Origin of the sequence: Pseudomonas sp. MM213, from assembly GCF_020423045.1 — a bacterium.
Taxonomy (GTDB): domain Bacteria; phylum Pseudomonadota; class Gammaproteobacteria; order Pseudomonadales; family Pseudomonadaceae; genus Aquipseudomonas; species Aquipseudomonas migulae.
On sequence record NZ_CP081943.1, the window covers coordinates 945353 to 969001 of the forward strand.

General features: G+C 60.1%; 23 protein-coding genes. 10 read left to right on the forward strand and 13 right to left on the reverse strand.

The window, feature by feature from the left end; genetic code table 11:
• Positions 1 to 93: 93 nt before the first annotated feature.
• Both K5R88_RS04390 and K5R88_RS04395 read right to left on the reverse strand, forming a co-directional pair.
• Positions 94 to 1077 (reverse strand): FecR domain-containing protein, encoded by a 984-nt coding sequence (locus K5R88_RS04390; protein ID WP_226299282.1) that lies wholly within the window; start codon positions 1075 to 1077, stop codon positions 94 to 96.
• A gap of 4 nt (positions 1078 to 1081) precedes the next feature.
• The gene (locus tag K5R88_RS04395) at positions 1082 to 1606 is read right to left on the reverse strand and encodes a sigma-70 family RNA polymerase sigma factor (RefSeq protein WP_192227371.1); all 525 of its coding nucleotides are present in this window, start codon (positions 1604 to 1606) and stop codon (positions 1082 to 1084) included.
• A 293-nt stretch (positions 1607 to 1899) separates the two neighbouring features.
• On the opposite strand from K5R88_RS04395, the gene K5R88_RS04400 reads away from it, so the two are divergent.
• Positions 1900 to 2148: a hypothetical protein gene (locus tag K5R88_RS04400; RefSeq protein WP_008038240.1), complete on the forward strand. Its 249-nt coding sequence runs from the start codon at positions 1900 to 1902 to the stop codon at positions 2146 to 2148.
• 34 nt (positions 2149 to 2182) lie between these two features.
• Here K5R88_RS04400 and K5R88_RS04405 read toward each other — a convergent pair whose 3' ends face one another.
• A complete protein-coding gene (locus K5R88_RS04405) occupies positions 2183 to 3103 on the reverse strand; it encodes a LysR family transcriptional regulator (RefSeq protein WP_192416513.1) in 921 nt (306 codons plus the stop codon).
• A gap of 113 nt (positions 3104 to 3216) precedes the next feature.
• On the opposite strand from K5R88_RS04405, the gene K5R88_RS04410 reads away from it, so the two are divergent.
• The 5 genes from K5R88_RS04410 to K5R88_RS04430 all read left to right on the forward strand — a co-directional run bounded on the left by K5R88_RS04410 (position 3217) and on the right by K5R88_RS04430 (position 8235).
• On the forward strand, positions 3217 to 4062 hold the full coding sequence (locus K5R88_RS04410) for an oxidoreductase (protein ID WP_223414494.1): 846 nt from the start codon (positions 3217 to 3219) through the stop codon (positions 4060 to 4062).
• Between the two features lie 297 nt (positions 4063 to 4359).
• Positions 4360 to 4815: a (2Fe-2S)-binding protein gene (locus tag K5R88_RS04415; protein ID WP_207285671.1), complete on the forward strand. Its 456-nt coding sequence runs from the start codon at positions 4360 to 4362 to the stop codon at positions 4813 to 4815.
• Between the two features lie 15 nt (positions 4816 to 4830).
• Complete coding sequence (locus tag K5R88_RS04420; RefSeq protein WP_226299283.1) at positions 4831 to 6999, forward strand: xanthine dehydrogenase family protein molybdopterin-binding subunit; 2169 nt, start codon at positions 4831 to 4833, stop codon at positions 6997 to 6999.
• Position 7000: 1 nt separating this feature from the next.
• Entirely contained in the window at positions 7001 to 7579 is a 579-nt protein-coding gene (locus K5R88_RS04425) for a hypothetical protein (protein ID WP_226299284.1), read from the forward strand.
• A 74-nt stretch (positions 7580 to 7653) separates the two neighbouring features.
• Positions 7654 to 8235, forward strand: coding sequence for a GGDEF domain-containing protein (locus K5R88_RS04430; protein ID WP_008038246.1), 582 nt, complete (start codon positions 7654 to 7656; stop codon positions 8233 to 8235).
• Positions 8236 to 8385: 150 nt separating this feature from the next.
• Here the strand turns inward: K5R88_RS04430 and K5R88_RS04435 are convergent, their stop codons facing one another.
• Entirely contained in the window at positions 8386 to 8811 is a 426-nt protein-coding gene (locus K5R88_RS04435) for a VOC family protein (protein WP_192227364.1), read from the reverse strand.
• A 114-nt stretch (positions 8812 to 8925) separates the two neighbouring features.
• On the opposite strand from K5R88_RS04435, the gene K5R88_RS04440 reads away from it, so the two are divergent.
• On the forward strand, positions 8926 to 9807 hold the full coding sequence (locus tag K5R88_RS04440; RefSeq protein ID WP_226299285.1) for a LysR family transcriptional regulator: 882 nt from the start codon (positions 8926 to 8928) through the stop codon (positions 9805 to 9807).
• A 163-nt stretch (positions 9808 to 9970) separates the two neighbouring features.
• Here K5R88_RS04440 and fabI read toward each other — a convergent pair whose 3' ends face one another.
• From fabI to gloB, 8 genes are all read right to left on the reverse strand, one after another.
• Complete coding sequence (gene fabI / locus K5R88_RS04445) at positions 9971 to 10765, reverse strand: enoyl-ACP reductase FabI (protein ID WP_008028639.1); 795 nt, start codon at positions 10763 to 10765, stop codon at positions 9971 to 9973.
• A 21-nt stretch (positions 10766 to 10786) separates the two neighbouring features.
• Positions 10787 to 12397 (reverse strand): ABC transporter ATP-binding protein, encoded by a 1611-nt coding sequence (locus tag K5R88_RS04450; RefSeq protein ID WP_226299286.1) that lies wholly within the window; start codon positions 12395 to 12397, stop codon positions 10787 to 10789.
• A gap of 1 nt (position 12398) precedes the next feature.
• Positions 12399 to 13418 (reverse strand): ABC transporter permease, encoded by a 1020-nt coding sequence (locus K5R88_RS04455; RefSeq protein WP_008028637.1) that lies wholly within the window; start codon positions 13416 to 13418, stop codon positions 12399 to 12401.
• Position 13419: 1 nt separating this feature from the next.
• Positions 13420 to 14493 (reverse strand): microcin C ABC transporter permease YejB, encoded by a 1074-nt coding sequence (locus tag K5R88_RS04460; RefSeq protein WP_008028636.1) that lies wholly within the window; start codon positions 14491 to 14493, stop codon positions 13420 to 13422.
• A gap of 3 nt (positions 14494 to 14496) precedes the next feature.
• On the reverse strand, positions 14497 to 16338 hold the full coding sequence (locus K5R88_RS04465) for an extracellular solute-binding protein (RefSeq protein ID WP_192227362.1): 1842 nt from the start codon (positions 16336 to 16338) through the stop codon (positions 14497 to 14499).
• Complete coding sequence (locus K5R88_RS04470; protein WP_411736645.1) at positions 16335 to 18149, reverse strand: extracellular solute-binding protein; 1815 nt, start codon at positions 18147 to 18149, stop codon at positions 16335 to 16337. The genes K5R88_RS04465 and K5R88_RS04470 overlap by 4 nt, the downstream gene beginning before the upstream one ends.
• Before the next feature lie 342 nt (positions 18150 to 18491).
• The gene (locus tag K5R88_RS04475; protein WP_008038257.1) at positions 18492 to 19949 is read right to left on the reverse strand and encodes a transglycosylase SLT domain-containing protein; all 1458 of its coding nucleotides are present in this window, start codon (positions 19947 to 19949) and stop codon (positions 18492 to 18494) included.
• Positions 19950 to 20048: 99 nt separating this feature from the next.
• Entirely contained in the window at positions 20049 to 20816 is a 768-nt protein-coding gene (gene gloB / locus K5R88_RS04480; protein ID WP_223554703.1) for a hydroxyacylglutathione hydrolase, read from the reverse strand.
• A 65-nt stretch (positions 20817 to 20881) separates the two neighbouring features.
• On the opposite strand from gloB, the gene K5R88_RS04485 reads away from it, so the two are divergent.
• Positions 20882 to 21640: a methyltransferase domain-containing protein gene (locus tag K5R88_RS04485; protein ID WP_008038260.1), complete on the forward strand. Its 759-nt coding sequence runs from the start codon at positions 20882 to 20884 to the stop codon at positions 21638 to 21640.
• A gap of 90 nt (positions 21641 to 21730) precedes the next feature.
• A complete protein-coding gene (gene rnhA / locus K5R88_RS04490; protein WP_008028618.1) occupies positions 21731 to 22183 on the forward strand; it encodes a ribonuclease HI in 453 nt (150 codons plus the stop codon).
• 96 nt (positions 22184 to 22279) lie between these two features.
• Here the strand turns inward: rnhA and K5R88_RS04495 are convergent, their stop codons facing one another.
• Entirely contained in the window at positions 22280 to 22591 is a 312-nt protein-coding gene (locus K5R88_RS04495) for a DUF2388 domain-containing protein (protein ID WP_008038263.1), read from the reverse strand.
• A gap of 190 nt (positions 22592 to 22781) precedes the next feature.
• Here K5R88_RS04495 and dnaQ point away from each other — a divergent pair, with 190 nt between their 5' ends.
• Positions 22782 to 23540, forward strand: a complete 759-nt coding sequence (dnaQ, locus tag K5R88_RS04500) for a DNA polymerase III subunit epsilon (RefSeq protein WP_008038265.1) — start codon at positions 22782 to 22784, stop codon at positions 23538 to 23540.
• Positions 23541 to 23649 lie beyond the last annotated feature (109 nt).

Genomic DNA, 23649 nt, shown 5'->3' on the forward strand with positions numbered 1-23649 from the left:
CCTGGAATCAGATCGAGCGGCAATTGAAGTGCTTCACAGGGTTAACCGAACGAAAAACCAAAAAGGGAACTGTGGCGTTGAAATGTTTTTGGTTCACGCTTTTGGCGCGACGTTGACCCACCAGTCCATGGTTTTTTCGACGCGTATCGGTAGCGCCGCTTCCAGTAGGCGCAAGGCTTGATCGGTGTCCTTGAGCGGAAACGAGCCCATCACCGGCAAACCGGCGATGGCCGGGTCGCACGCCAGATGCCCCGGTCGGTAGCGGCTCAATTCTTCGATCAACTGCCCCAGCGGCAGGTTGTCCGCCAGCAACAGACCACGGCGCCAGGCTTCGCGGCCCGCCGCTGCTTCGGTGGAAGGCGGCGTGTGGTTTTGCGTGAACGCCAATTGTCGTCCGGCCTCGACCACCTGCACCTGGCCCGCCGTGGTTCGAACTTCGACCGCGCCTTCATAGACGTTCAGCAATGTCCGCTGTTGTTCCTGGCGCACGCTGAAACGAGTGCCGAGCGCGCGCATCCGGCCTTCGGTGGTTTGCACCAGAAAGGCTCGGCTGCTGTCCTTGGCGGTATCAATCAACACTTCCCCGGCATTCAACAGCAGCAGACGTTGCGTGGTGTCGAAACGCACATTCAGCGCGCTGAGGGCGTTGAGCCAGATGCGGCTACCATCGCTCAGGAGGCTTTCCCGGGTTTCGCCGGTGCCCGTAGAAAGATCGGCGGTCCATCGGCCCAGAACGTCCGGCAGCGAAGATTCCCGCCAGGCGTTCCAGCCCAGTAGCCCGCCCGATGCGAGAATGAGCAGGCTCTTGACTGTCTGCCGGCGGCTGATCGGCGAGCGCGCGGTATTACGCAGCACAAGACCGGCGGCCTGCGGGTGATCATCCTGTAACGCGGCAAAGCGCTGGCCAACACGCTCGACATAGCGCCAGGCCGCCTGATGATCGCCACTTTGCGCCAGCCAGGCTTGCCAGCGCTGACGTTCCTGATCGCCGACGTGCTGATCGTTGAGTTGCACATACCATTGCGCCGCTTGTTCGAGGCTGGCATGGCTGATCGAGTTGGAAGAGGCGGCGGGCATGGCGCTACTCGATCAACAGGCCATCGAGTTCGGCCTCAAGCATCGCGCAGTGCATCAGCGCCTGTGCCAGGTACTTTTTCACCATGCGCTCGCACACACCGATTTCTTCGGCGATGGCGCGGTAGGGCAGGCCATGCAACTGGGCCAGGATGAACGCGTCGCGCACATTCTTTGGCAGGCGCAGCAGCATGGCGTCCACTTCATACAAGGTCTCGACGATGATTGCCCGTTGCTCCGGCGACGGTTGAACCGCCTGCGGGCGTGCAGCCAGCGTTTCCAGCCATGCCTGTTCCAGCTGCCGACGGCGCCAGTGATCGATGCACAAGCCACGGGCAATGGTCGCCAGGTAGGAGCGCTCGCGACTTTCGCAATCGAACACTTGAGGGCGCTTGAGCACGCGGATAAAGGTGTCATGGGCCAGGTCGGCAGCATCGAACGCATTGCTCAAGCGCCGGCGCAGCAGCTCATGCAGCCAGCGGTGATGAGTGACGTAGAGGTTCTGAACGCTGGAAGAATCGGCGACCATCATCGTGAACAGATATCCATGGGCGACAGGCGCCGTTGGTGCAAATAAGAATTGGTCGCGATTAAAACAAAAGGTTTGGCTGCGTGCAAATGATATTGGTTTGCTTTTAGGGTGTATGGACAGGCAGAAGGCCTTGGTGAAGTCAAATTGACTCTTGCCGTAGTCGTATTGACTGTTCTGGTGTCAGGTCAAATTGACTGCCTTCGTCGCAGCGTGTTGATTTTTATAGCTTAAAAAACTGGCACGAAACCTGAAGTAACAAACGTACAACTGGTCTGATTCGGGAGTACGGAAAAATGTTCGCTTACTTCAGCAATCCTCAGAATGTCTTGCACCTGTCTAGCAACATGTTGGGCGCGGGCCTGGCGCTGTTGCTGGCAGGCATCTACGGCGCTTATCTCTACGCCGGACACCTGCCGATCGTGGTGTTGGTCGCGATGCATGCCATGACCATCATCGGGCCTACCTTGATCAAAATCGGCTATGTCATGCGTCTGCTGGCCCAGCATCGGATGGGCAAAGGCTTGGTTGCCGCAGCGGTTTGAGGCATCAGACCGGCATTTTGTTTGTACCGAGGCTCTAGCCTCGTCCCAGACCACCCTGTTCGGCGATCCAGCGGGTGGCCAGGTCGATAAAGGCGCGCAACTTCGGTTGAGTCTGGGTTCTGCTGGGGAAATACAGGTACAGCGCCGAACTCAGTGGCACGAACGGTTGCAGCACCCGCACCAGTCGGCCGTCCGCCAACTCATCGGCGATTTCCAGATCGCAGGCATACGCCAGGCCCGAACCGCTACGGGCGGCAGCCACCAGCAACCTTCGGTCATTGACGATCACGCCGCCCTCGACACCCACCGTAAAATCGCGCCCCTCGCGGCGAAACTCCCAGCGGTGTGCGCTCCCCGAGGTCGAAAAGCGAAAGCCGATGCATTGATGACGGGTCAGGTCTTCAGGGCTGGCCGGTTTGCCTGCCTTGGCGAAGTACTCCGGCGCACCCACCACCGACCATTGCAGATCCGGCGTGAGGCGCACCGCGACCATGTCTTTTTCGATGGACTCGCCCAGGCGGATCCCGGCATCGAAACCGCCAGCCATCAGGTCCACCGTCGCGTCATCGAGGGAGATGTCGAGGGTGACTTGCGGATAAGCCTCGCGAAACAGCGGAATCAGCGGCTCCATCAACAAGGCCCCCGACAGCCTCGGTGCAGTGAGGCGCAGCGTGCCCATGGGCTGATCACGAAAGCCGCTGAGCACCGCCAGCGCTTCATCGATTTCACTGGCCGCAGGCCGCAACCGCGCAAACAGGCTGGCCCCGGCTTCAGTCAACGCCACCCGGCGTGTGGTGCGCTGGAACAGCAACACGCCCGTACGGCGCTCGAGCAATTTGATCGCATGGCTGACAGCCGTGGGGGTGACCGCCAACCGCGTCGCGGCGAGGGTGAAACTCTTGTGCTCGGCCACCGCCAGAAACTCGGTCAAGCCATCGAAAGGATCGTGATTCATCGCGGTGCCATTATGAAAGAGCGTTTCATAGTGCTTGTAACACGAGGGCATTTTTCCGGGCAATCTTCCTGCGTACCTTGTGCCTACCCCCACTGCACACAAGGAACACGCTCATGACCACCTCCAATAACTTCAAGCGTATCTGGCTCATCACGGGTGCTTCTCGCGGTATCGGCGCAAAAATAGCCGCCGCTGCGCTGGCCAACGGTGACGCGGTGGTTGCCACCGCCCGCGATGCCAACAGCATCACCCAGCGTTTTGGCGATCAACCCGGTTTGCTGGCCGTCACCCTCGACGTCACTGACGAAGCGCAGGGCGTTGCGGTCGCAAAAGCCGCCATCGAGCACTTCGGACGCATCGACGTGCTGGTCAACAACGCCGGTTTCGGTTTGCTCGGCGCCGTAGAAGAAGCCACTGCCGATGAAGTACGCCGCGTGTACGAAACCAATGTCTTCGGTTTGTTGAACGTCACTCGTGCCGTCCTGCCGCACATGCGCGCCGCTCGCAGCGGGCATGTGATCAACCTGTCATCGGTGGGGGGGTACAGATCCGGGGCGGGATTCGGTGTTTACTGCTCGACCAAATTCGCCGTCGAAGGCTTGAGTGAAGCGCTGCATGCCGAGCTGGAGCCGCTGGGCGTCAAGGTCACCATCGTTGAACCGGGCTATTTCCGCACGGAGTTTCTCGAAGGCAATTCGCTGGTCGAATCGCCGTCCTCGATTGCTGACTACGACGGCACTGCGGGCGAAGTACGCAAGATTGCCAAGGCCGTGACCCTGAATCAGCCCGGTGATCCGGACAAACTGGCCCAGGTCATGATCACCCTGGTGGAAGCGCAAAAGGCACCGCTGCGCCTGCCGCTGGGCAGTGACTGCGTCGCGGCGATCGAAGCCAAGAACGCCTTTGTCGCCGGTGAGTTGCAGGCCTGGCGCGAAGTGTCGGTGTCCACCGATTTCTAAGCCCCGACGCAACCTGTAGGAGCCGGCTTGCTGGCGAAGCAGCAGTGGCCATACTGCCGCCTTCGCCAGCAAGCCGGCTCCTACAGGTTTGAGGTGGTTTTGAGAGTACCGGTGGTCGATGAACCGGTCTCGCCCGGCAATTTGCGCTTAGCTATAGGGATAACCCAAACAGCGCTACCTGTAGGAGCGAAGCTTGCTCGCGAAGGGGCCGTGTCATTTGACATGGAAGTCGTCTGATACACCGCCTTCGCGAGCAAGCTTCGCTCCTGCATGGGCCGTGAGTCTGAGGAATTCGCCATGCTGACCCTCAACATCAATGGCAAGGATCAGGCACTGGATGTCCCTGCGGACATGCCGCTGCTTTGGGTCCTGCGCGATGTCGCGCACCTGACAGGCACCAAATTCGGTTGCGGCATGGCCCAGTGCGGCGCTTGCACCGTGCATGTCGACGGGGCGCCGCTGCGCTCCTGCATCACGCCCGCCACGGCAGTGGCCCATGGGCAAAAAATCCTCACCATTGAAGGCCTGTCCACCGACGGTTCGCACCCGGTGCAGCAAGCCTGGGCCGAACTCGATGTGGTCCAGTGCGGCTACTGCCAGTCCGGGCAGATCATGTCGGCGGCGGCGCTGCTGGCGAAGATCCCCAAGCCCACCGACAGCGACATCGACCAGGCGCTCTCCGGCAACATCTGCCGCTGCGGCACCTACCCGAGGATTCGTGCCGCGATCAAACGCGCCGCCGACATCGGTTGACGGGAGTCATGCGCCATGAACAGCATCAATCCGTTATCGCGCCGAGGTTTTCTCAAGGGCAGCGCAGTGCTGGGCGGTGGGCTGGTGATCGCCTTTGTCATCCCCGGCGCCCACCGTTTTGCCATGGGCGCCGAGAATCAGGGCAACGTCTTTGCACCGAATGCATTTTTACGAATCGGTAACGACAACAGCGTCACCGTGCTGCTCGGCCATTCTGAAATGGGCCAGGGCATCTGGACCGGCCTGACCATGCTGATCGCTGAAGAACTGGACGCCGACTGGTCGAAAATCCGCGTCGAACACGCCCCGGCGTCGGCCGCCGACTATGGTCTGCCCGGGTTTGGCGGGATGCAAATCACTGGCGGTTCGACCTCGACCTGGATGGAGTTCGATCGCTACCGTCAGGCGGGCGCGGCGGCGCGGTTGATGCTGATCGAAGCCGCCGCCAAGCGCTTCAATGTCGCGCCTTCGGAAATTCGCACCGAGTCGGGTGTGGTCATTGCCGGCGACCACCGCGCCACGTACGGCGAACTGGCCGATGACGCGGGCAAGCTGCTGGCACCGGACCCGGCGTCGATCAAGTTCAAGGAGGCGAAAGACTGGAAGGTCATCGGCAAACCGACCAAACGCCTGGACACTCCGGAGAAAATCACCGGGCGAGCCAAATTCGGGATGGACGTGCAGTTCGACGGACTCATGACCGCGATGGTTGCCCGTGCGCCGGTGTTCGGTGGCAGCGTCAAATCCTTTGAAGGCGCGCAAGCGCTGGAGATCCCGGGCGTGCACAAAGTGGTGCAGGTGCCGACGGGCGTCGCGGTGATTGCCGATCATTACTGGGCGGCGAAACTGGGGCGCGATGCGCTGAAGGTCGATTGGGATCTGGGGCCGAACACCGGGCTCGACAGCCAACATCTGCTGGAGAGCTTTCGCAAACTCGCCGCCACGCCGGGCACTTCGGCCAGCAAGGCCGGGGATGCACAGGGCGCTTTGCGCAAGGCAGCGAAGGCGATTGACGTCGAGTACAGCGTGCCGTACCTGGCTCATGCACCGATGGAACCGCTCAATTGCACGGTGAAAATCACCCAGGACAAATGCGAAATCTGGACCGGTACGCAGTTCCAGACGCTGGATCAGATGATCGCGGGAAAAATCACCGGGCTCAAACCCGAGCAGGTCGAGATTCATACCGAGTTTCTGGGCGGCGGTTTCGGCCGGCGGGCCAACCCGACTTCGGACTTTGTCGCTGAGGCCGTGGAGGTTGCGAAGGCGGCGGGCGGCCCGGTGAAAACGGTGTGGTCGCGTGAGGACGACATCCGTGGCGGCTATTACCGCTCGGCGTTCCTGCATCAGGCGCGTATCGGCCTGGATGCCAGTGGAATGCCGATTGCGTGGAAGCACGTGATGGTCGGGCAGTCGATCATGGACGGCACAGCGTTTGCGGCCACCATGGTCAAGGACGGTATCGACAAAACGTCGGTGGAAGGCGTTGTCGACAGCCCTTACATCGAGGGCTTGGCCGATCATCAGGTGGAACTGCATTCGCCGAAAACCGGCATCACCGTGTTGTGGTTGCGTTCGGTCGGGCACACCCACACAGCGTTCGTGATGGAGTCGTTGATCGATGAGCTGGCCGAAGCGGCAGGCAAGGACCCGGTGGAGTACCGGCGAACCTTGCTCAAGGACCATGCGCGACATCTTGGTGTGTTGAACCTGGCGGTCGAGAAGGCCAATTGGACAGCGCCATTGCCGGATGGGCATGCACTGGGTGTCGCGGTGCATGAGTCGTTCGGCAGCTACGTCGCGCAGGTTGCCGAGGTGTCCCAGGACAACCTGAAGATCCGCGTGCACCGAGTGGTGTGCGCGGTGGACTGCGGGATTGCGGTCAACCCGATGAGCATCGCGGCGCAAATGGAGTCGGCCATCACCTTCGGCCTCGGCTTTACCCTGCACAGCAAACTGACCTTCAAGAATGGGCAGGTGGTGCAGTCCAATTACCACGACTATCAGGTGCTGCGCCTGAACGAAATGCCAGTGGTTGAAGTGCATATCGTGCCCAGCACCGACAAACCCGGCGGCATCGGTGAAGCGGGCGTGCCGCCCACGGCGCCGGCGGTGGCCAACGCAGTGTTTGCCCTGACCGGGCAACGGTTGCGCGAACTGCCCTTGCAACTGTCGGGGGTGTGAGATGAGGCGACATCTGATTCTGGGCGCAGTGGTGCTGATCCTCCTGACGATCTACGCCACGGACCTGTTCTCAGAGGATAGAGAAGCGTTGAAGGCTTTCGATACCGTGCAGAAGGTGTTTCAGAACCCGCGCTGCCAGAACTGCCATATTCCCGGTGATTCACCGTTGCAGTTCGATGCCGGAACGCCCCACGCGATGAACGTCGTACGCGGCATGGACGGCAAGGGCGCGGCCGGTTTGCCGTGCGCCACCTGCCACGCCGACAGCAATCCGCCGGCCAGTTACGGCCCGCATGCGCCGCCGGGTGCACCGCACTGGAGCCTGCCGCCTGCGGCGCACAAAATGGCCTGGATCGGGCTGCCGGCCGACAAATTGTGCGCAATGATCAAGGACCGCTCCAGTAATGGCGACCGGGATCTCGCCGCGCTGATCAAGCATGTCAGCGACGACAAACTGGTGCTGTGGGGCTGGAATCCGGGTGAAGGGCGAGCGCCGGTGCCGGTGCCGCACGATATCTTCGTCACTCAATTCAAGCGCTGGGCCGAGGCCGGAGGGCCTTGTCCGGTGGTGGGCAGTTGACCGACGGTCCGTTAACCGGGAGTCAAACCGGGTATGGACCACTCTAAAGAACATACCCGCCAATGGAGTGAGTCATGCTGAACCCAGGCAAACCGGTAAAACACGGCGCTAACGCAGACCCGTTGCTATCGCCCCAGCAAGCGCGTCAATTGCTGCGTGATCAGGCCCGTAAAGCCGAGCAGGAAGTGATTGGTGTGCAGATGGCGAGCATGGATGAGTTGACGCTGCTGTCCAACCGTCACGGCTTCACGACACTGGCCCAACTGGGGCTGGACGCCTGTCAGCAACTGGAAAAACCGGCCACGCTGCTGTTTTTCGATCTCGATAATTTCAAACACATCAACTATTTGTACGGTCGCGCCGAGGGTGATGATGCGCTGAAAACCTTTGCCGACGTGCTGCGCATCGCGTTTCGCGAAAACGATGTGATTGGCCGGCTCGGTGACGACGAGTTTGTGGCCTTGTTGACCGGTTCAAGCGCCGTGGACATTGGCGCCATCAAGTCGCGGCTCGAAGAAATCCTCGACGAGCGCAATGCCACGATGCGTCGCGGTTATGACATTCGTTTCAGCATTGGCCAGGTCGAGTACGACATTAATCTGCATCACTCGATCGATGAACTGCTGATTGAAGCGGAGAGGGCGTTGCATCGGTAGGCTGGAATTTCGGTGGTGTATGAGCGGGCCTCATCGCGAGCGGGCTCGCTCCCACAGTGGATCTTCGCAGAATACAAAACCTGCATCCGGCACAAATCCTTGTGGGAGCGAGCCTGCTCGCGAAGGCGTCCTCACAGGCACCCACTAAATTTACTTGGCAAACAACTGCCCGATATCCTTGAACGCTTTGAACTCCAGCGCATTACCACAAGGATCGAACAGAAACATCGTCGCCTGTTCGCCAACCAACCCCTGAAACCGAATGCCCGGCTCGATCACGAATCGGGTGTCGCGCGCTTTCAGCCGTTCAGCCAAACCCTCCCACTCATCCATCCCCAGCACCACGCCAAAATGCGGCACCGGCACGTCATGCCCGTCCACGGCGTTGGTGTGCGCCGCTTCCTGTGAGGCGTTTTTGGGCGCCAGGTGAATCACCAATTGGTGGCCGAAGAAGTTGAAGTCAACCCAATGGTCGCTGGACCGGCCTTCCTCCAGGCCGAAGACGTCACGGTAAAAAGTCCGGGCTGCCGCGAGGTCATATACCGGTATGGCCAAGTGAAAAGGGGAGAGTTGCATCGCTGTGCCTCGCAGATTGACGGTGGTTGAGGTGGAGTTTAGCGCTGTGCTTTTCGATTGAAAGACGATAGTTTTTGCATCGAGCTCAAATTATTTCGATCAATCGAGACCGTCATGCTGCGTGAACTGAAAACCTTCATCGCTGTTACACGCTACGGCACATTCGCCGCCGCCGGCATGCACATCGGCCTGACGCAGTCGGCGGTCAGCGCGCAGATGCGCAACCTGGAACAGGCGTTGGGCATTCGTTTATTCGATCGCACCGGGCGTCAGGCGATTCTCAATGCGGCAGGGCAACGGGCGTTGCCGATGGCCCGAGAGATGCTGGAAACCTTCAGTCGCATGGCGGTCAGCGATGACGTCAGCGAATACCGCGGCGAGTTGAAGATCGGCGCAGTGGCCACGGCCCAGACCGGGTTGCTGCCCCAGGCGTTATTGCGCTTACGCCAGCAAGCGCCGTTGCTGGAACCGAAACTGGTGCCGGGCGTTTCGCTTAATCTGCTGAGCCAGGTCGATACCGGGGAGGTTGATCTGGCCATCCTGATCAAGCCGCCGTTCGAGTTGCCCAAGGAGTTGTCGGCGCAGGTCATTCGCAAGGAACCGTTTGTGCTGATCGTGCCGCCGGAACTTGAGGGTGATGACCCGTTGCAGATCCTCGCGGACCATCCCCATGTGCGCTACGACCGCAATTCCTTCGGTGGGCGCCTGGTGACGCGGTTCCTGCGTGAGCAGCAGGTTGATGTGCAGGTGGCTTTGGAACTGGATGAACTGGAAGCCATCGTCAAAATGGTTGAATGCGGATTGGGTGTGTCGTTGCTTCCTGAGGCCGGGTTGTGGCTTGAGTATGGCGCGAAGGTGCGGATCATCCGGTTGGGCGAACTGACGTTCTACCGCGAGATTGTGCTGTTGCAGCGCTACAGCCAACGTTTGCAGCCAATCCAGCAATTATTTGCCAACTGCCTGACCTCAATCGACCTGAACACACAACCCCTGTAGGAGCCGGCTTGCTGGCGATGGCGATCTCACAACCGACATTTGCAGTGAGTCGAATATAGCTATCGCCAGCAAGCCGGCTCCTACAGGGGATTGCGTTGAGTCTGAAATCGCAGGCACAAAAAAACCCGCCTACAGAGGCGGGTTTTTTCGTTACCGTCGAAGATTACTCTTCGAGGCTGCCCATGGCCGTGGTGTTGAAACCACCGTCCACGTACATGATTTCACCGCTGATGCCGGACGCCAGGTCCGAGCACAGGAAGGCGCCGGCGTTGCCGACTTCTTCGATGGTGACGTTGCGACGCAGCGGGGTTTGCGCTTCGTTGGCGGCCAGCATCTTGCGGAAGTTCTTGATGCCGGAAGCGGCGAGGGTGCGGATCGGGCCAGCCGATACGCAGTTGACGCGAGTGCCGTCCGGGCCCAGGGAGCCGGCCAGGTAACGTACGCCAGCTTCCAGCGAAGCCTTGGCCATGCCCATTACGTTGTAGTTAGGCATGGTGCGCTCGGCGCCCAGGTACGACAGGGTCAGCAGGCTGCCATTGCGGCCTTTCATCATTTCGCGGCCAGCTTTGGCCAGGGCCACGAAGCTGTAGGCGCTGATGTCGTGAGCAATGCGGAAACCTTCACGGGTGGTGGCTTCGGTGAAGTCGCCGTCCAGTTGGTCGCCCGGGGCGAAGCCGACGGAGTGCACGATGCAATCCAGGCCATCCCACTTCTTGCCCAGCTCAACGAAAACCTTGGCGATTTCTTCATCGCTGGCCACGTCGCACGGGAAGCACAGGTCCGGGTTGGAACCCCAGCTTTGTGCGAACTCTTCGACACGACCCTTGAGTTTGTCGTTCTGATAAGTGAAGGCAAGCTCAGCGCCCTCGCGATGCATGGCGGCAGCGATGCCGGATGCGATGGACAGCTTGCTGGCGACACCGACGATCAGTACGCGCTTACCGGCGAGAAAACCCATGTGTTGCTCCTCTCTTTCAGGTTATTGCGCAGTGGCTGGTGCCAGAAAAGCGGCTTCCAGCAACTGCTGTGTATACGGATGTTGGGGGGCGGCAAAGATACTTTGCGCGTCTCCCTGTTCGACCACTTGGCCATGCTTGACCACCATCAGCTGGTGGCTCAGCGCTTTGACGACAGCCAGGTCATGGCTGATAAACAGATACGTCAGGTTGTACTTGGTTTGCAGTGAACGCAAAAGCTCCACCACTTGGCGCTGCACTGTCCGGTCGAGGGCCGAAGTCGGTTCGTCCAGCAGAATCAGCGCCGGTTTTAGCACTAATGCCCGGGCAATGGCGATTCTCTGCCGCTGCCCGCCGGAAAATTCGTGGGGGTAGCGGTGCCGGGTTTCCGGATCCAGACCTACCTCCCTGAGTGCCGCAATAATCGCTTGTTCCTGTTCTGCCTCGGTGCCCATCTTGTGAATCCGCAGGCCTTCGCCAACGATCTGGCTCACGCACATCCGCGGGCTCAGGCTGCCGAACGGGTCCTGAAACACCACCTGCATCTCCCGACGCAGCGGCCGAACCTGTTGTTGCGTCAGGCAGTCTAGCTGCTTGCCTTCAAAACGGATCGCACCTTTGCTGCCAATCAGCCGCAAAATCGCCAAACCGAGTGTCGACTTGCCGGAACCGCTTTCTCCCACAATCCCCAGGGTCTGTCCCTGAGGCAGGCTGAAATTGATCCCGTCCACCGCTTTGATGTGATCGACGGTCTTTTTCAGCAAGCCTTTCTTGATCGGGAACCAGACTTTCAGGTCCTCGACCACAAGCAAGGGCGGGCCAATCACGTTGGTCGCCGGCTTGCCGCTGGGCTCCGCTGCCAGCAGTTCCCGAGTGTACGGATGCTGAGGCGCGCGGAACAACTCTTCGCACGATGCCTGTTCGACGATGCAACCGCGCTGCATGACACATACGCGATGCGCAATTCTTCGCACAAGGTTCAAATCGTGACTGATCAGTAACAATGCCATGCCCAGACGGGTCTGCAATTCCTTGAGCAATTCGAGGATTTTCAGCTGGACGGTCACGTCCAGCGCGGTGGTCGGTTCGTCTGCGATCAGCAGCTCCGGCTCGTTGGCCAGGGCCATGGCGATCATCACCCGCTGGCGCTGGCCGCCGGACAATTCGTGGGGCAGGGCTTTCAGGCGCTTCTCGGGCTCCGGAATGCCGACCATTTCCAGCAGTTCCAGCGTGCGTTTGGTCGCGACTTTGCCGATCAAACCCTTGTGGATGCGCAGGACTTCGTTGATCTGCTTCTCGATCGAGTGCAGCGGATTGAGCGAAGTCATCGGCTCCTGAAAGATCATCGCGATCCGGTTGCCACGGATGTGGCGGATGGTTTTTTCTTTCAGGCTCAGCAGGTCTTGCCCGGAGTACTCGATGGTGCCGGACGGATGCCGGGCGAGCGGGTAGGGCAGCAGGCGCAGGATCGAGCGCGCGGTCACCGATTTGCCGGAACCGCTTTCACCCACCAACGCCAGGGTTTCGCCGCGCTTGATGTCGAAGCTGACACCTTCGACCACTCGCTGGCAACGCTCGCCAACGACGAATTCGACGGCCAGGTCGCGCACTTCGATCAGATTGTCCTGATTCATTTCACTTCCTCGGGTCGAAGGCATCGCGAGCGGACTCGCCGATGAACACCAGCAGACTCAACATCAACGCCAGCACCGCAAACGCGCTCATGCCCAGCCACGGCGCTTGCAGGTTGGATTTGCCCTGGGCCACCAGCTCACCGAGCGACGGCGCGCCCGGGGGCAAGCCGAAACCCAGGAAGTCCAGCGCCGTCAGCGTGCCGATGGCGCCGGTCAGGATGAACGGCATGAAGGTCATGGTCGAAACCATCGCGTTGGGCAAGATGTGGCGGAACATGATCGCACCATTCTGCATCCCCAACGCCCGGGCCGCGCGCACGTATTCGAGGTTGCGTCCGCGCAGGAACTCGGCGCGGACCACGTCCACCAGGCTCATCCACGAAAACAGCAGCATGATCCCCAGCAGCCACCAGAAGTTCGGCTGGACGAAGCTGGCGAGAATGATCAGCAGATACAACACCGGCAACCCGGACCAGATCTCCAGGAACCGTTGCCCGGCCAGGTCGACCCAGCCGCCATAGAAACCCTGCAAGGCACCGGCAATCACGCCGATGATCGAGCTGAGAATGGTCAATGTCAGCGCGAACAGCACCGAAATCCGGAAGCCGTAAATCACCCGCGCCAACACATCGCGCCCCTGATCGTCCGTGCCCAGCAGGTTGTCGGTCGACGGCGGCGCCGGTGCCGGGACTTTCAGGTCGTAGTTGATGCTTTGGTAGCTGTAGGGAATCGGCGCCCACAGCACCCACGCATCCTTGGCCTTGAGCAGTTCGCGGATATACGGGCTCTTGTAGTTGGCTTCCAGCGGGAATTCGCCGCCGAACGTAGTCTCCGGGTAACGCTTGAGCGCCGGGAAGTACCAGCTGTTGTCGTAATGCACCACCAAGGGTTTGTCGTTGGCGATCAGCTCGGCACCGAGGCTCAGGCCGAACAGCACGAGAAACAGCCACAGCGACCACCAGCCGCGCTTGTTGGCCTTGAACAGTTCGAAACGCCGGCGATTGAGAGGGGACAGGTTCATCTCAATGCTCCCGGCTTTCGAAGTCGATGCGCGGATCGACAAAGGTGTACGTCAGATCGCCGATCAGTTTCACCACCAATCCCAGCAGGGTGAAGATGAACAACGTACCGAAGACCACCGGGTAATCACGGTTGATCGCGGCTTCGAAACTCATCAGCCCCAGTCCGTCGAGGGAGAAAATCACCTCCACCAGCAACGAACCGGTGAAGAAAATCCCGATGAACGCCGACGGGAAACCGGCAATCACCAGCAGCATGGCGTTGCGGAACACGTGGCCGTAGAGCACACGGTGATTGGTCAGGCCCTTGGCCTTGGCGGTGACCACGTACTGCTTGTTGATTTCATCGAGGAAGCTGTTTTTGGTCAGCAGGGTCATGGTCGCGAAGTTACCGATCACCAGCGCCGTCACCGGCAATGCCAGGTGCCAGAAGTAATCGAGAATCTTGCCGCCCATGCTCAGTTCATCGAAGTTGTTCGAGGTCAGTCCCCGAAGCGGGAACCAGTCGAAATAGCTGCCGCCGGCGAACACCACAATCAACAGAATGGCGAACAGGAACGCCGGGATCGCGTAACCGACGATGATCGCCGAGCTGGTCCAGACGTCGAAGTGGCTGCCGTGCCGCGTGGCCTTGGCGATCCCCAGCGGGATCGACACCAGGTACATGATCAGCGTGCTCCACAGCCCGAGGGAGATCGACACCGGCATCTTTTCCTTGATCAGGTCGATGACCTTGGCGTCGCGAAAGAAACTGTCGCCGAAATCCAGGGTGGCGTAGTTCTTGACCATGATCCACAAACGTTCCGGCGCCGATTTGTCGAAGCCATACATGTGCTCGATTTCTTTCACCAGCGCGGGGTCCAGACCCTGGGCGCCACGATAGGCCGAGCCGGCCACCGACACCTCTGCACCACCGCCGGCAATGCGGCTGGTGGCGCCTTCGAAACCTTCGAGCTTGGCGATCATCTGCTCCACCGGCCCGCCGGGGGCGGCCTGGATGATCACGAAGTTGATCAGCAAAATGCCGAGCAGCGTCGGGATGATCAGCAGCAGTCGCCGAAAAATATACGCCAGCATCTATTACTCCGTGCCCGCAGGGTCGGCTTGCAGTTTGGTTTCGACTTCTATCGCCGGTGTCACGTTGGGCTTGATCCACCAGGTGGCCGTACCGATGTCGTACTTGGGTGAGATTTTCGGGTGGCCGATATGGTTCCAGTAAGCCACGCGCCAGGTCTTGATGTGCCAGTTGGGGATCACGTAATAACCCCATTGCAGCACGCGGTCCAGTGCACGGGCGTGAGCCACCAGGCTTTTGCGCGAATCGGCGTTGATCAGTTGCTCGACCAGTTGGTCCACCACCGGGTCTTTCAGGCCCATGGAGTTGCGGCTGCCGGGCTTGTCGGCGGCGGCAGACATCCAGAATTCGCGCTGTTCGTTACCCGGCGAGTTGGATTGCGGGAAGCTGCCGACAATCATGTCGAAGTCCCGCGAACGCACGCGATTGATGTACTGCGAGACGTCGACCCGGCGAATCACCAGGTCGATCCCCAGGTCGCTGAGGTTACGCTTGAACGGCAGCAGCACCCGTTCGAACTCGGTCTGGGCCAGCAGGAACTCGATGTTCACCGGTTTGCCGTTGGCGTCGACCATCTTGTCGTCGACGATCCGCCAGCCGGCTTCCTGCAACAGCTGATAAGCCTTGCGCTGCTGCGTGCGGATCATGCCGCTGGCGTCGGTCACCGGGTTCTGGAAGGCCTCGGTGAATACCTGCTCGGGGATCTTGCCGCGGAACGGGTCGAGAATGGCCAACTGATCGGCATCCGGCAAACCGGTGGCGGCCATTTCCGAGTTTTCAAAGAAACTGCGGGTGCGCACGTAGGCGCCGTTGAACAGTTGCTTGTTGGTCCATTCAAAGTCCAGCAACAACGTCAGCGCCTGGCGCACGCGCACGTCCTGGAACACCGGACGGCGCAGGTTGAAGACAAAACCCTGCATGCCGGTCGGGTTGCCGTTGGGGATCTGTTCCTTGTTCAGCCGACCTTCGGCAACCGCCGGAATGTTGTAGGCGTTGGCCCAGTTCTTCGCGCTCATCTCCAGCCAGTAATCGAACTGTCCGGCCTTGAGTGCTTCCAGGGCCACGGTGTTGTCGCGGTAGTAATCGGTGGTCATCACGTCGAAGTTGTAGAAACCACGGTTGGCCGGCAGGTCCTTGCCCCAGTAATCCTTGACCCGCTCGTAGCGAATCGAGCGCCCGGCCTTCACCTCGCTGACCTTGTACGGGCCGCTGCCCAGCGGCATTTCCAGGTTGCCCTTGTTGAAGTCCCGGGTCGCCCACCAGTGTTTGGGCAGTACCGGCAACTGGCCGAGGATCAACGGCAGTTCGCGGTTGTTGGTGTGCTTGAACTTGAACAGCACGGTCAGCGGGTCTTCGGCGACTGCTTCAGCGACGTCGCTGTAGTAACCGCGATACATCGGTGCGCCGTCCTTGATCAGCGTTTCGAAGCTGAACACCACGTCTTCGGCACGGATCGGATGACCGTCGTGGAAGCGTGCTTCAGGGCGCAGGTAGAAACGCACCCAGCTGTTGTCCGGGGCTTTCTCGATCTTGCCGGCAACCAATCCATATTCGGTGAACGGTTCATCGAGTCCCTGTTTGGCCAGGGTGTCGTAGATCAGCTCGATGTCGCCGGCCGACACGCCTTTGCTGATGAACGGGTTGAGGCTGTCGAAGCCGCCGAAACCGGCCTGACGGAAGACCCCGCCCTTGGGTGCGTCCGGATTCACGTAGTCGAAATGTTTGAAGTCGGCCGGGTATTTCGGCGGCTCGTTGTACAAGGTCAGGGCGTGTTGCGGCGCGGCGCAGGCCAGCCCGGCGAACAACAGGCCGCTGGCCTGCAAGAGCAGGGCGCGTACGGGTTTCATCGATCTTTCTCCGAAGATTTCAGCCACCACGCGCTCAGGCCCAGCGTATAGGGCGGCGTGGTGACGAAGGCGAACCGGTTGCGGTAGGCCAGGCGGTGATAATTGAGGTACCAGTTGGGAATGATGTAGTGCTGCCATAACAACACGCGGTCCAGGGCTTTGCCGGCGGCAACCTGTTCATCGCGGGTCTGGGCGGCGAGCAGTTGCTCGAGTAAATGGTCAACCACCGGGTTGGCGATGCCCGCGTAATTTTTGCTGCCCTTGACCCCGACCTGGCTGGAATGGAAATACTGCCATTGCTCCAGACCGGGGCTGAGGGTCTGGTTCAGGGTCATCAGAATCATGTCGAAATCGAACTGGTCGAGACGCTGTTTGTACTGGGCGCGGTCCACCGTGCGCAGCCGTGCGTCGATGCCGATACTGGCGAGGTTCTCGACATAAGGCTGGAGGATGCGTTCCAGGTTCGGGTTGACCAGCAGGATCTCAAGCGAGAGCGGCTGGCCCTTGGCGTTTTCGACTCGTTGACCGTTGAGCTTCCAGCCGGCCTCGGCGAGCAGGCTCAGGGCCTGGCGCATGGTGTCCCGCGGAATGCCGCGCCCTTGGGTCTGCGGCAGGCTGAACGGCTCGGTGAGCAGTTTGGCGGGCAATTGCTCGCGGTACGGCTTGAGCATCAACCACTCATGACCGACCGGCAGACCGGTGGCCGAGAATTCGCTGTTGGGGTAGTAACTCATGGCGCGCTTGTAAGCGCCGCTGAACAGCGTGCGATTGGTCCACTCGAAATCGAACATCAGCCCCAGCGCTTCGCGCACCTTCGCGTCGGAGAAGGCCGGGCGCCGGGTGTTCATGAACAGGCCCTGGCTCTGGGTCGGGATCTGGTGCGGGATCTGCGCCTTGATGACATCGCCTCGTCGCACGGCCGGGAAGTTGTAACCGTTAACCCAGTTCTTCGCCTGATGCTCGATGTAGATGTCGAACTCGCCGGCCTTGAAGGCCTCGAACGCGACGTCGCTGTCGCGGTAGAACTCGACTTCCATGCGGTCGACGTTGTACTTGCCGCGATTGACCGGCAGGTCCTTGCCCCAGTAATCCTTGACCCGTTCAAACACAATCTGGCGCCCGGGCGTGACCGAGGTCATGCGATAAGGGCCACTGCCGAGCGGCGGCTCGAAGGTGGTGGCCTTGAAGTCGCGACCTTTCCAGTAATGCTGCGGCAGCACCGGCAACTCGCCCAGGCGCAAGATCAGCAGTGGGTTGCCAGCGCGCTTGAAGACGAAACGGATGCGCTGTGGGTTGAGCACGTCGACCCGCAACACTTCCTGGAGATTGGTGCGGTATTGCGGATGGCCTTCCTTGAGCAGCAATCGATAAGAGAACGCGACGTCATACGCGGTGATCGGCGTGCCATCGTGAAAGCGGGCTTCGGGGCGCAGGTTGAACACCACCCAGCTACGGTCTTCGCTGTATTCCACCGATTGGGCGATCAGGCCATAACTGGAGGTGGGTTCGTCGCCGGACGGCGCGTATTGGCCCGTGCCGACCATCAGCGGCTCGTTGAGCTCGTTGATGCCGTACTGCAGGAAATTCGCGGTGGAAACCGGGCTTGAGCCCTTGAAGGTGTACGGGTTGAGCGTATCGAAGGTGCCAAACGCCATCACCCGCAACGTACCGCCCTTGGGCGCTTGCGGGTTGACCCAGTCGAAATGGGTAAATCTGGCCGGGTACTTGAGCGTGCCGAACTGCGCATAACCATGGCTTTCGCTGATCGTCGCACTTGCGGAGGAGCTCAAGGCCAGGCTGATGAGGAGCAGGAGGAGGGGACGCTTCAAGTCAGAGATCCGATCCAGGCGGCTTGGGCTTTGTGGGCCGTACAGTAACAGCTTGTATGGACAGGAAAAAGACGGGGATTTAACGACCCGTTAATTGCCGGGGCAGATCCCTTGTGGAGGCTTGGAAACCTATTTGATCGCTCGTCGTACACAAACCCTGTAGGAGCCAGCTTGCTGGCGATGGTCGTTAACGATATCGCGTGAAATCTGGTTAAACGCGGCGCACTTGAGCCCATCGCCAGCAAGCCGGCTCCTACAGAGGGTGTGTGAACCTGTTTTATGGTGTTTGGGCAAAAAAAAAGCCCCTGAAGTCAGGGGCTTTTTTTAGTGCGGCGAAGCAACCGTCAACATCTGACCCGGCTTCAGCGCCTGGCCGACACGCGGGTTCCAGCGCTTGAGGTGCTGCATTTCAACGTTGAAACGCTTGGCCACGATGTACAGCGAGTCACCTTGCTGGACCTTGTATTGGGTCTGCGGTTTCTTGGTGTCCGTCTTGCCATTCGTCTTGGTGTTGGCGGCCACTACGGTGTTGACGCGTCCGGAGCTGCGCTTGGTCTTGTCTTGCATCACCAGCGTCTGGCCAACCTTGAGGTCCTTGCCGGTCAGCTTGTTCCAGCGTTGCAGGTCTTTCACGTCGACCTTGTTGGCCTTGGCGATGGTGCCGAGGTTGTCGCCACGTTTCACGCGGTAGGCGCGTTTGAGGCTGGCGATCTGGGTATCGTCTGCGCCTTCGAACACCGGTTTGAGCGACTTCTTGCTGATCAGCTCTTCAGGACGCATGGTCGACAGGCTGGCGGTCAGCAGTTGCGCCTTGGACGTCGGCACCAGCAAATGCTGAGGACCGTCCAGAGTGGTGGTGCGCTGCTTGAAGGCCGGGTTGAGCTGGAACAGCTCGTCTTCGTCGATATTGGCCACCGCTGCAACCTTGGACAGGTCCATGCGCTGGTTGATTTCGACGGCCTGAAAATACGGCTCGTTGGCGATCGGGTTGAGGTTCACGCCGTAGGCTTCGGGCGCCAGGACCACTTGCGACAGGGCCAGCAACTTCGGCACATAGGCCTGGGTTTCCGACGGCAGTGGCAGGTTCCAGTAATCGGTAGGCAGGCCAAGTCTTTCGTTACGTTCGATGGCCCGGCTGACCGTACCTTCACCCGCGTTGTAAGCCGCGAGGGCCAGCAGCCAGTCGCCGTTGAACATGTCGTGCAGACGGGTCAGGTAATCCATCGCGGCGGTGGTCGACGCGGTAATGTCACGACGGCCATCGTAGAAACGGGTCTGGCGCAGGTTGAAGTAACGCCCGGTGGAAGGAATGAATTGCCACAGGCCAACCGCGTCGGCCCGGGAATAGGCCATTGGGTTGTAGGCGCTTTCAATCACTGGCAGGAGTGCCAGTTCCAGCGGCATGTTGCGTTCTTCAAGGCGTTCGACGATGTAGTGAATGTAGAGACTGCCGCGTTCGCCGGCGTTTTCGAGGAAGGATGGATTACTGGCGAACCACAGGCGCTGTTGCTCGATGCGCGGGTTGACGCCCAGGCCTTCCTGCAACTGGAAGCCCTGGCGCATGCGCTCCCAGACGTCCTGTGGAATTTGCGGGCTAGGCTTTTCGCTGAGCCAGATGGGCTTCTGTTTGGCTCGCGCTGCGATGTTCGGGGTATGTGCCGCGTCGGTCTGCGGCACATGGCTGGAACAGCCCGCCAGAGTGGCGGACACAGCCACCGCTATGGCTTGAGCCAAGCGGGTCAATGCGTCTGAATTGATGGCTTTACGAATAGATGACGACATTGGCTGGAAGTAAGTTCCGGGCAAAAATGTCGGGCGATTCTAGAAAGCGCACCCTCTGCGGTCAACCATTCAGATTTTTCGCACCAACGGCAAGCCCTCTCAGAACTTATCCTTCCAAGCGCGCAGAGCAGCAAAAACCGCACTCGGAGCCCGGTTATCGGTGCCATTCCGTTCGTCCACTTTTTCTTTAACAGATGTTTCGTCGACACGTAAAAACGGGTTGGTCTGCTTTTCCAGTGCGATCGACGAAGGCAGCGTGATGATGCCTGCTGCACGTTGTTCGGTGACTTTTGCCAGCCGTTCGGCCGTGTGCGGATTACCCGGTTCGACCGCTGCGGCGAAGCGCAGGTTGCTCAGGGTGTATTCATGCGTGCAATACACCTGCGTATCCTCGGGAAGGGATGCGAGGCGTGTCAGCGAGGTGTGCATTTGCTCGGGCGTGCCTTCGAACAACCGCCCGCAACCGGCGGCGAACAGGGTGTCGCCACAAAAAAGCAGGCCCTGATGATAAAAAGCGATGTGTCCCAGGGTGTGACCGGGTACTTCGATGACTTCAAAGTCGCAGCCGAGCACGTTGATACGGTCGTTGTCCTTGAGCGCAACATCCCGCGCCGGAATGGTTTCACTGGCCGGGCCGTAGACCTTCGCGTCCGTCGCTTTTTTCAACTGTTCGACGCCGCCGACATGGTCGTGATGGTGGTGAGTGATCAAAATATCACTCAGTGCCCAACCCGGATTCGCCGCGAGCCAGGCCTGGACCGGCGCGGCATCGCCGGGATCGACCACCGCACAGCGTCGCGTGTCGGGGTCTTGCAACAACCAGATGTAGTTGTCGGTGAAGGCGGGCAGGGCACTGATCTGTATCATCGTCGGATTCGCCAAGCGGAAAACAATGGCGCATCTTAGAACTTCCTGGCGCGTTGGAGAATGCAATGACTGATAAAGCGTTCGCTCAGGCTGATCCTGACTGGCTGGCCCTGATCAGCGCGGCCCGTGAATGGCTGTCCGGCCCCATCGGGCAATTTCTGCTGGACGAAGAACGACGCATGCTCGAAGACGAGCTGGGGCGCTTCTTCGGTGGCTATCTGGTGCATTACGGTCCTTCGGCTGAGACTCCGCCGTCGGCGCCGCAGGTCCAGCGCAATGTGCGGCTGGGTGCGCCATTGCCGGGTGTCGAGATTGTGTGTGAAGAGCAGGCCTGGCCGTTGAGCGAGCACGCTGCCGATGTGGTGGTGTTGCAGCACGGCCTGGATTTCTGCCTGTCGCCCCATGGTTTGCTGCGCGAAGCGGCGAGCAGCGTGCGTCCCGGCGGGCATTTGCTGATCATCGGGATCAACCCCTGGAGCAGCTGGGGCTTGCGCCACGTGTTCGCCCATGACGCCTTGCGCAAGGCGCGGTGCATTTCGCCGTCGCGGGTCGCCGACTGGCTGAACCTGCTGGGCTTCGCGCTGGAGAAACGCCGCTTCGGGTGCTATCGTCCGCCGCTTGCGTCCCCGGCCTGGCAAGCCCGTTTGGCCGGTTGGGAGCGCAAGGCCGGTGATTGGCAACTGTCGGGTGGCGGCTTCTATTTATTGGTCGCGCGCAAGATCGTGGTCGGCCTGCGGCCGGTTCGTCAGGAACGTCGCGAGCCGATGGGCAAGTTGATTCCATTGCCGATGGCCAAGGTCAACCGCCGCAACATCGAGCCGTAACACTTTTTATATTCCCGGCCGGGCGCGTCCCGGCCTCGGGCATCGTCGATCAACGGTCGGCGGGCCACCGCATTTTCTGGATAGATTGGCATGAGCGATAGCGTAGAACTCTTCACCGACGGCGCCTGCAAGGGCAATCCTGGCCCAGGCGGCTGGGGCGCATTGCTGGTGTGCAAGGGCGTTGAAAAAGAACTCTGGGGTGGCGAAGCCAACACCACCAACAACCGTATGGAGCTGATGGGCGCGATTCGCGGGCTGGAAGAACTGAAGCGTTCCTGCGACGTGCTGCTGGTGACAGACTCGCAGTATGTGATGAAAGGCATCAACGAATGGATGGACAACTGGAAGAAACGCGGCTGGAAAACGGCAGCGAAAGAACCGGTAAAAAATGCTGACCTGTGGAAATTGCTGGATGAGCAAGTCAACCGCCACAACGTCACCTGGAAGTGGGTGCGCGGGCACATCGGGCATCACGGCAACGAGCGGGCCGACCAGTTGGCTAACCGTGGCGTGGATGAAGTGCGCGGTTACAAACAAGCCTGACCTTTGTAGGAGCCGGCTTGCCGGCGATAGCGTTCCTGAGATCAATACAAGGCTCAGGACCTATCGCCGGCAAGCCGGCTCCTACAAGATCGGTGTTCACAGCATCAAAATGGCGTTGGCCAGTTGTTGGTCTGAATACTGATCGCTCAGCCCGCCACGAATCCTCTCGAATGCCGCTTCAATCCGCGCCCCGCGAATCTCCCCGTCACTGGCCACAAACGCTGCCGCATCATCCTTGGCCGCCAGCACAATCTTGTCGTCCTTGAATGATCCGCTCGTGCCCTTGGACGAACTCAAGGTCAGGCTCAACGTGATATCGGTGCTGATTACAAAACTGGTGGCCTGGGCGGTGGTTGCGATCAGGCAACCGCCCAGGACCAGCAGGCGTAGCGATTGTGTGGTGGTCATGACGAACTCAAATCCATCGGAAACAAGCCGCGCACGCTATCAAGCCGTTCTTTGCCAGACTTTATGAACATTGCTAATGATTGTTAAAAACTGCATGAGCTTCAGTCATTTGCCTGTGCGCACGCCTGATCCCGTGGGCGTGTTAACATCGCCGCTTTTGCACGATTGACCCGTTGAGAGCTGAGCACTGATGGCCACCAGATCCGTTGTACTCGATACCGAAACCACCGGCATGCCGGTGACCGACGGCCACCGGATTATCGAAATCGGTTGTGTCGAGTTGATCGGTCGGCGCCTGACCGGCCGGCATTTTCACGTTTACCTGCAACCAGACCGCGAAAGTGACGAAGGCGCCATCGGCGTTCACGGCATCACCAACGAATTCCTGGTGGGCAAGCCGCGTTTCACTGAAGTGGCTGATGAGTTTTTCGAATTCATCAAGGGCGCGCAGCTGATCATCCATAACGCGGCGTTCGACGTTGGCTTCATCAACAACGAATTCGCCCTGATGGGCCAGCACGATCGTGCGGACATCACGCAACACTGCTCGATCCTCGACACCCTGATGATGGCCCGGGAACGTCACCCGGGGCAGCGCAACAGCCTCGACGCCTTGTGCAAACGTTATGGCGTCGACAACTCCGGTCGTGAACTCCACGGCGCCTTGCTCGACTCCGAGATTCTCGCCGACGTTTACCTGACCATGACCGGCGGCCAGACCAGCCTGTCGCTGGCCGGCAATGCGTCCGACGGCAACGGGTCTGGTGAGGGGGCGGACAACTCAGCCACGGAGATCCGCCGTTTGCCGGCCGATCGCCAGCCAACCCGTATCATCCGCGCCAGTGAAGATGATTTGGCGCAACACATGGCTCGTCTGGAAGTCATCGCAAAATCCGCTGGTGCGCCATCGCTGTGGCAGCAACTGCTTGAGGCTGAAGCTCAGGCGTAAATCTCGAGATAGACACTAACCTGTAGGAGCCGGCTTGCTGGCGATTGCGGTGGGGCAGTCGATACGTTCATCGCCTGAACGGACGCCATCGTCGGAACGCCGCCCGCAG

Bases quoted from the DNA above. Each gene is read 5' to 3' on its own strand.
- K5R88_RS04430 (WP_008038246.1), top strand. From the start codon at position 7,654: ATGCTGAACCCAGGCAAACCGGTAAAACACGGCGCTAACGCAGACCCG.
- K5R88_RS04410 (WP_223414494.1), top strand. From the start codon at position 3,217: ATGACCACCTCCAATAACTTCAAGCGTATCTGGCTCATCACGGGTGCT.
- K5R88_RS04475 (WP_008038257.1), bottom strand. From the start codon at position 19,949: ATGTCGTCATCTATTCGTAAAGCCATCAATTCAGACGCATTGACCCGC.
- gloB (WP_223554703.1), bottom strand. From the start codon at position 20,816: ATGATACAGATCAGTGCCCTGCCCGCCTTCACCGACAACTACATCTGG.
- K5R88_RS04465 (WP_192227362.1), bottom strand. From the start codon at position 16,338: ATGAAACCCGTACGCGCCCTGCTCTTGCAGGCCAGCGGCCTGTTGTTC.
- K5R88_RS04400 (WP_008038240.1), top strand. From the start codon at position 1,900: ATGTTCGCTTACTTCAGCAATCCTCAGAATGTCTTGCACCTGTCTAGC.
- K5R88_RS04435 (WP_192227364.1), bottom strand. From the start codon at position 8,811: ATGCAACTCTCCCCTTTTCACTTGGCCATACCGGTATATGACCTCGCG.
- K5R88_RS04420 (WP_226299283.1), top strand. From the start codon at position 4,831: ATGAACAGCATCAATCCGTTATCGCGCCGAGGTTTTCTCAAGGGCAGC.
- K5R88_RS04405 (WP_192416513.1), bottom strand. From the start codon at position 3,103: ATGAATCACGATCCTTTCGATGGCTTGACCGAGTTTCTGGCGGTGGCC.
- K5R88_RS04485 (WP_008038260.1), top strand. From the start codon at position 20,882: ATGACTGATAAAGCGTTCGCTCAGGCTGATCCTGACTGGCTGGCCCTG.
- K5R88_RS04425 (WP_226299284.1), top strand. From the start codon at position 7,001: ATGAGGCGACATCTGATTCTGGGCGCAGTGGTGCTGATCCTCCTGACG.
- K5R88_RS04460 (WP_008028636.1), bottom strand. From the start codon at position 14,493: ATGCTGGCGTATATTTTTCGGCGACTGCTGCTGATCATCCCGACGCTG.
- rnhA (WP_008028618.1), top strand. From the start codon at position 21,731: ATGAGCGATAGCGTAGAACTCTTCACCGACGGCGCCTGCAAGGGCAAT.
- K5R88_RS04450 (WP_226299286.1), bottom strand. From the start codon at position 12,397: ATGAATCAGGACAATCTGATCGAAGTGCGCGACCTGGCCGTCGAATTC.
- dnaQ (WP_008038265.1), top strand. From the start codon at position 22,782: ATGGCCACCAGATCCGTTGTACTCGATACCGAAACCACCGGCATGCCG.
- K5R88_RS04440 (WP_226299285.1), top strand. From the start codon at position 8,926: ATGCTGCGTGAACTGAAAACCTTCATCGCTGTTACACGCTACGGCACA.
- fabI (WP_008028639.1), bottom strand. From the start codon at position 10,765: ATGGGTTTTCTCGCCGGTAAGCGCGTACTGATCGTCGGTGTCGCCAGC.
- K5R88_RS04395 (WP_192227371.1), bottom strand. From the start codon at position 1,606: ATGATGGTCGCCGATTCTTCCAGCGTTCAGAACCTCTACGTCACTCAT.
- K5R88_RS04390 (WP_226299282.1), bottom strand. From the start codon at position 1,077: ATGCCCGCCGCCTCTTCCAACTCGATCAGCCATGCCAGCCTCGAACAA.
- K5R88_RS04495 (WP_008038263.1), bottom strand. From the start codon at position 22,591: ATGACCACCACACAATCGCTACGCCTGCTGGTCCTGGGCGGTTGCCTG.
- K5R88_RS04415 (WP_207285671.1), top strand. From the start codon at position 4,360: ATGCTGACCCTCAACATCAATGGCAAGGATCAGGCACTGGATGTCCCT.
- K5R88_RS04455 (WP_008028637.1), bottom strand. From the start codon at position 13,418: ATGAACCTGTCCCCTCTCAATCGCCGGCGTTTCGAACTGTTCAAGGCC.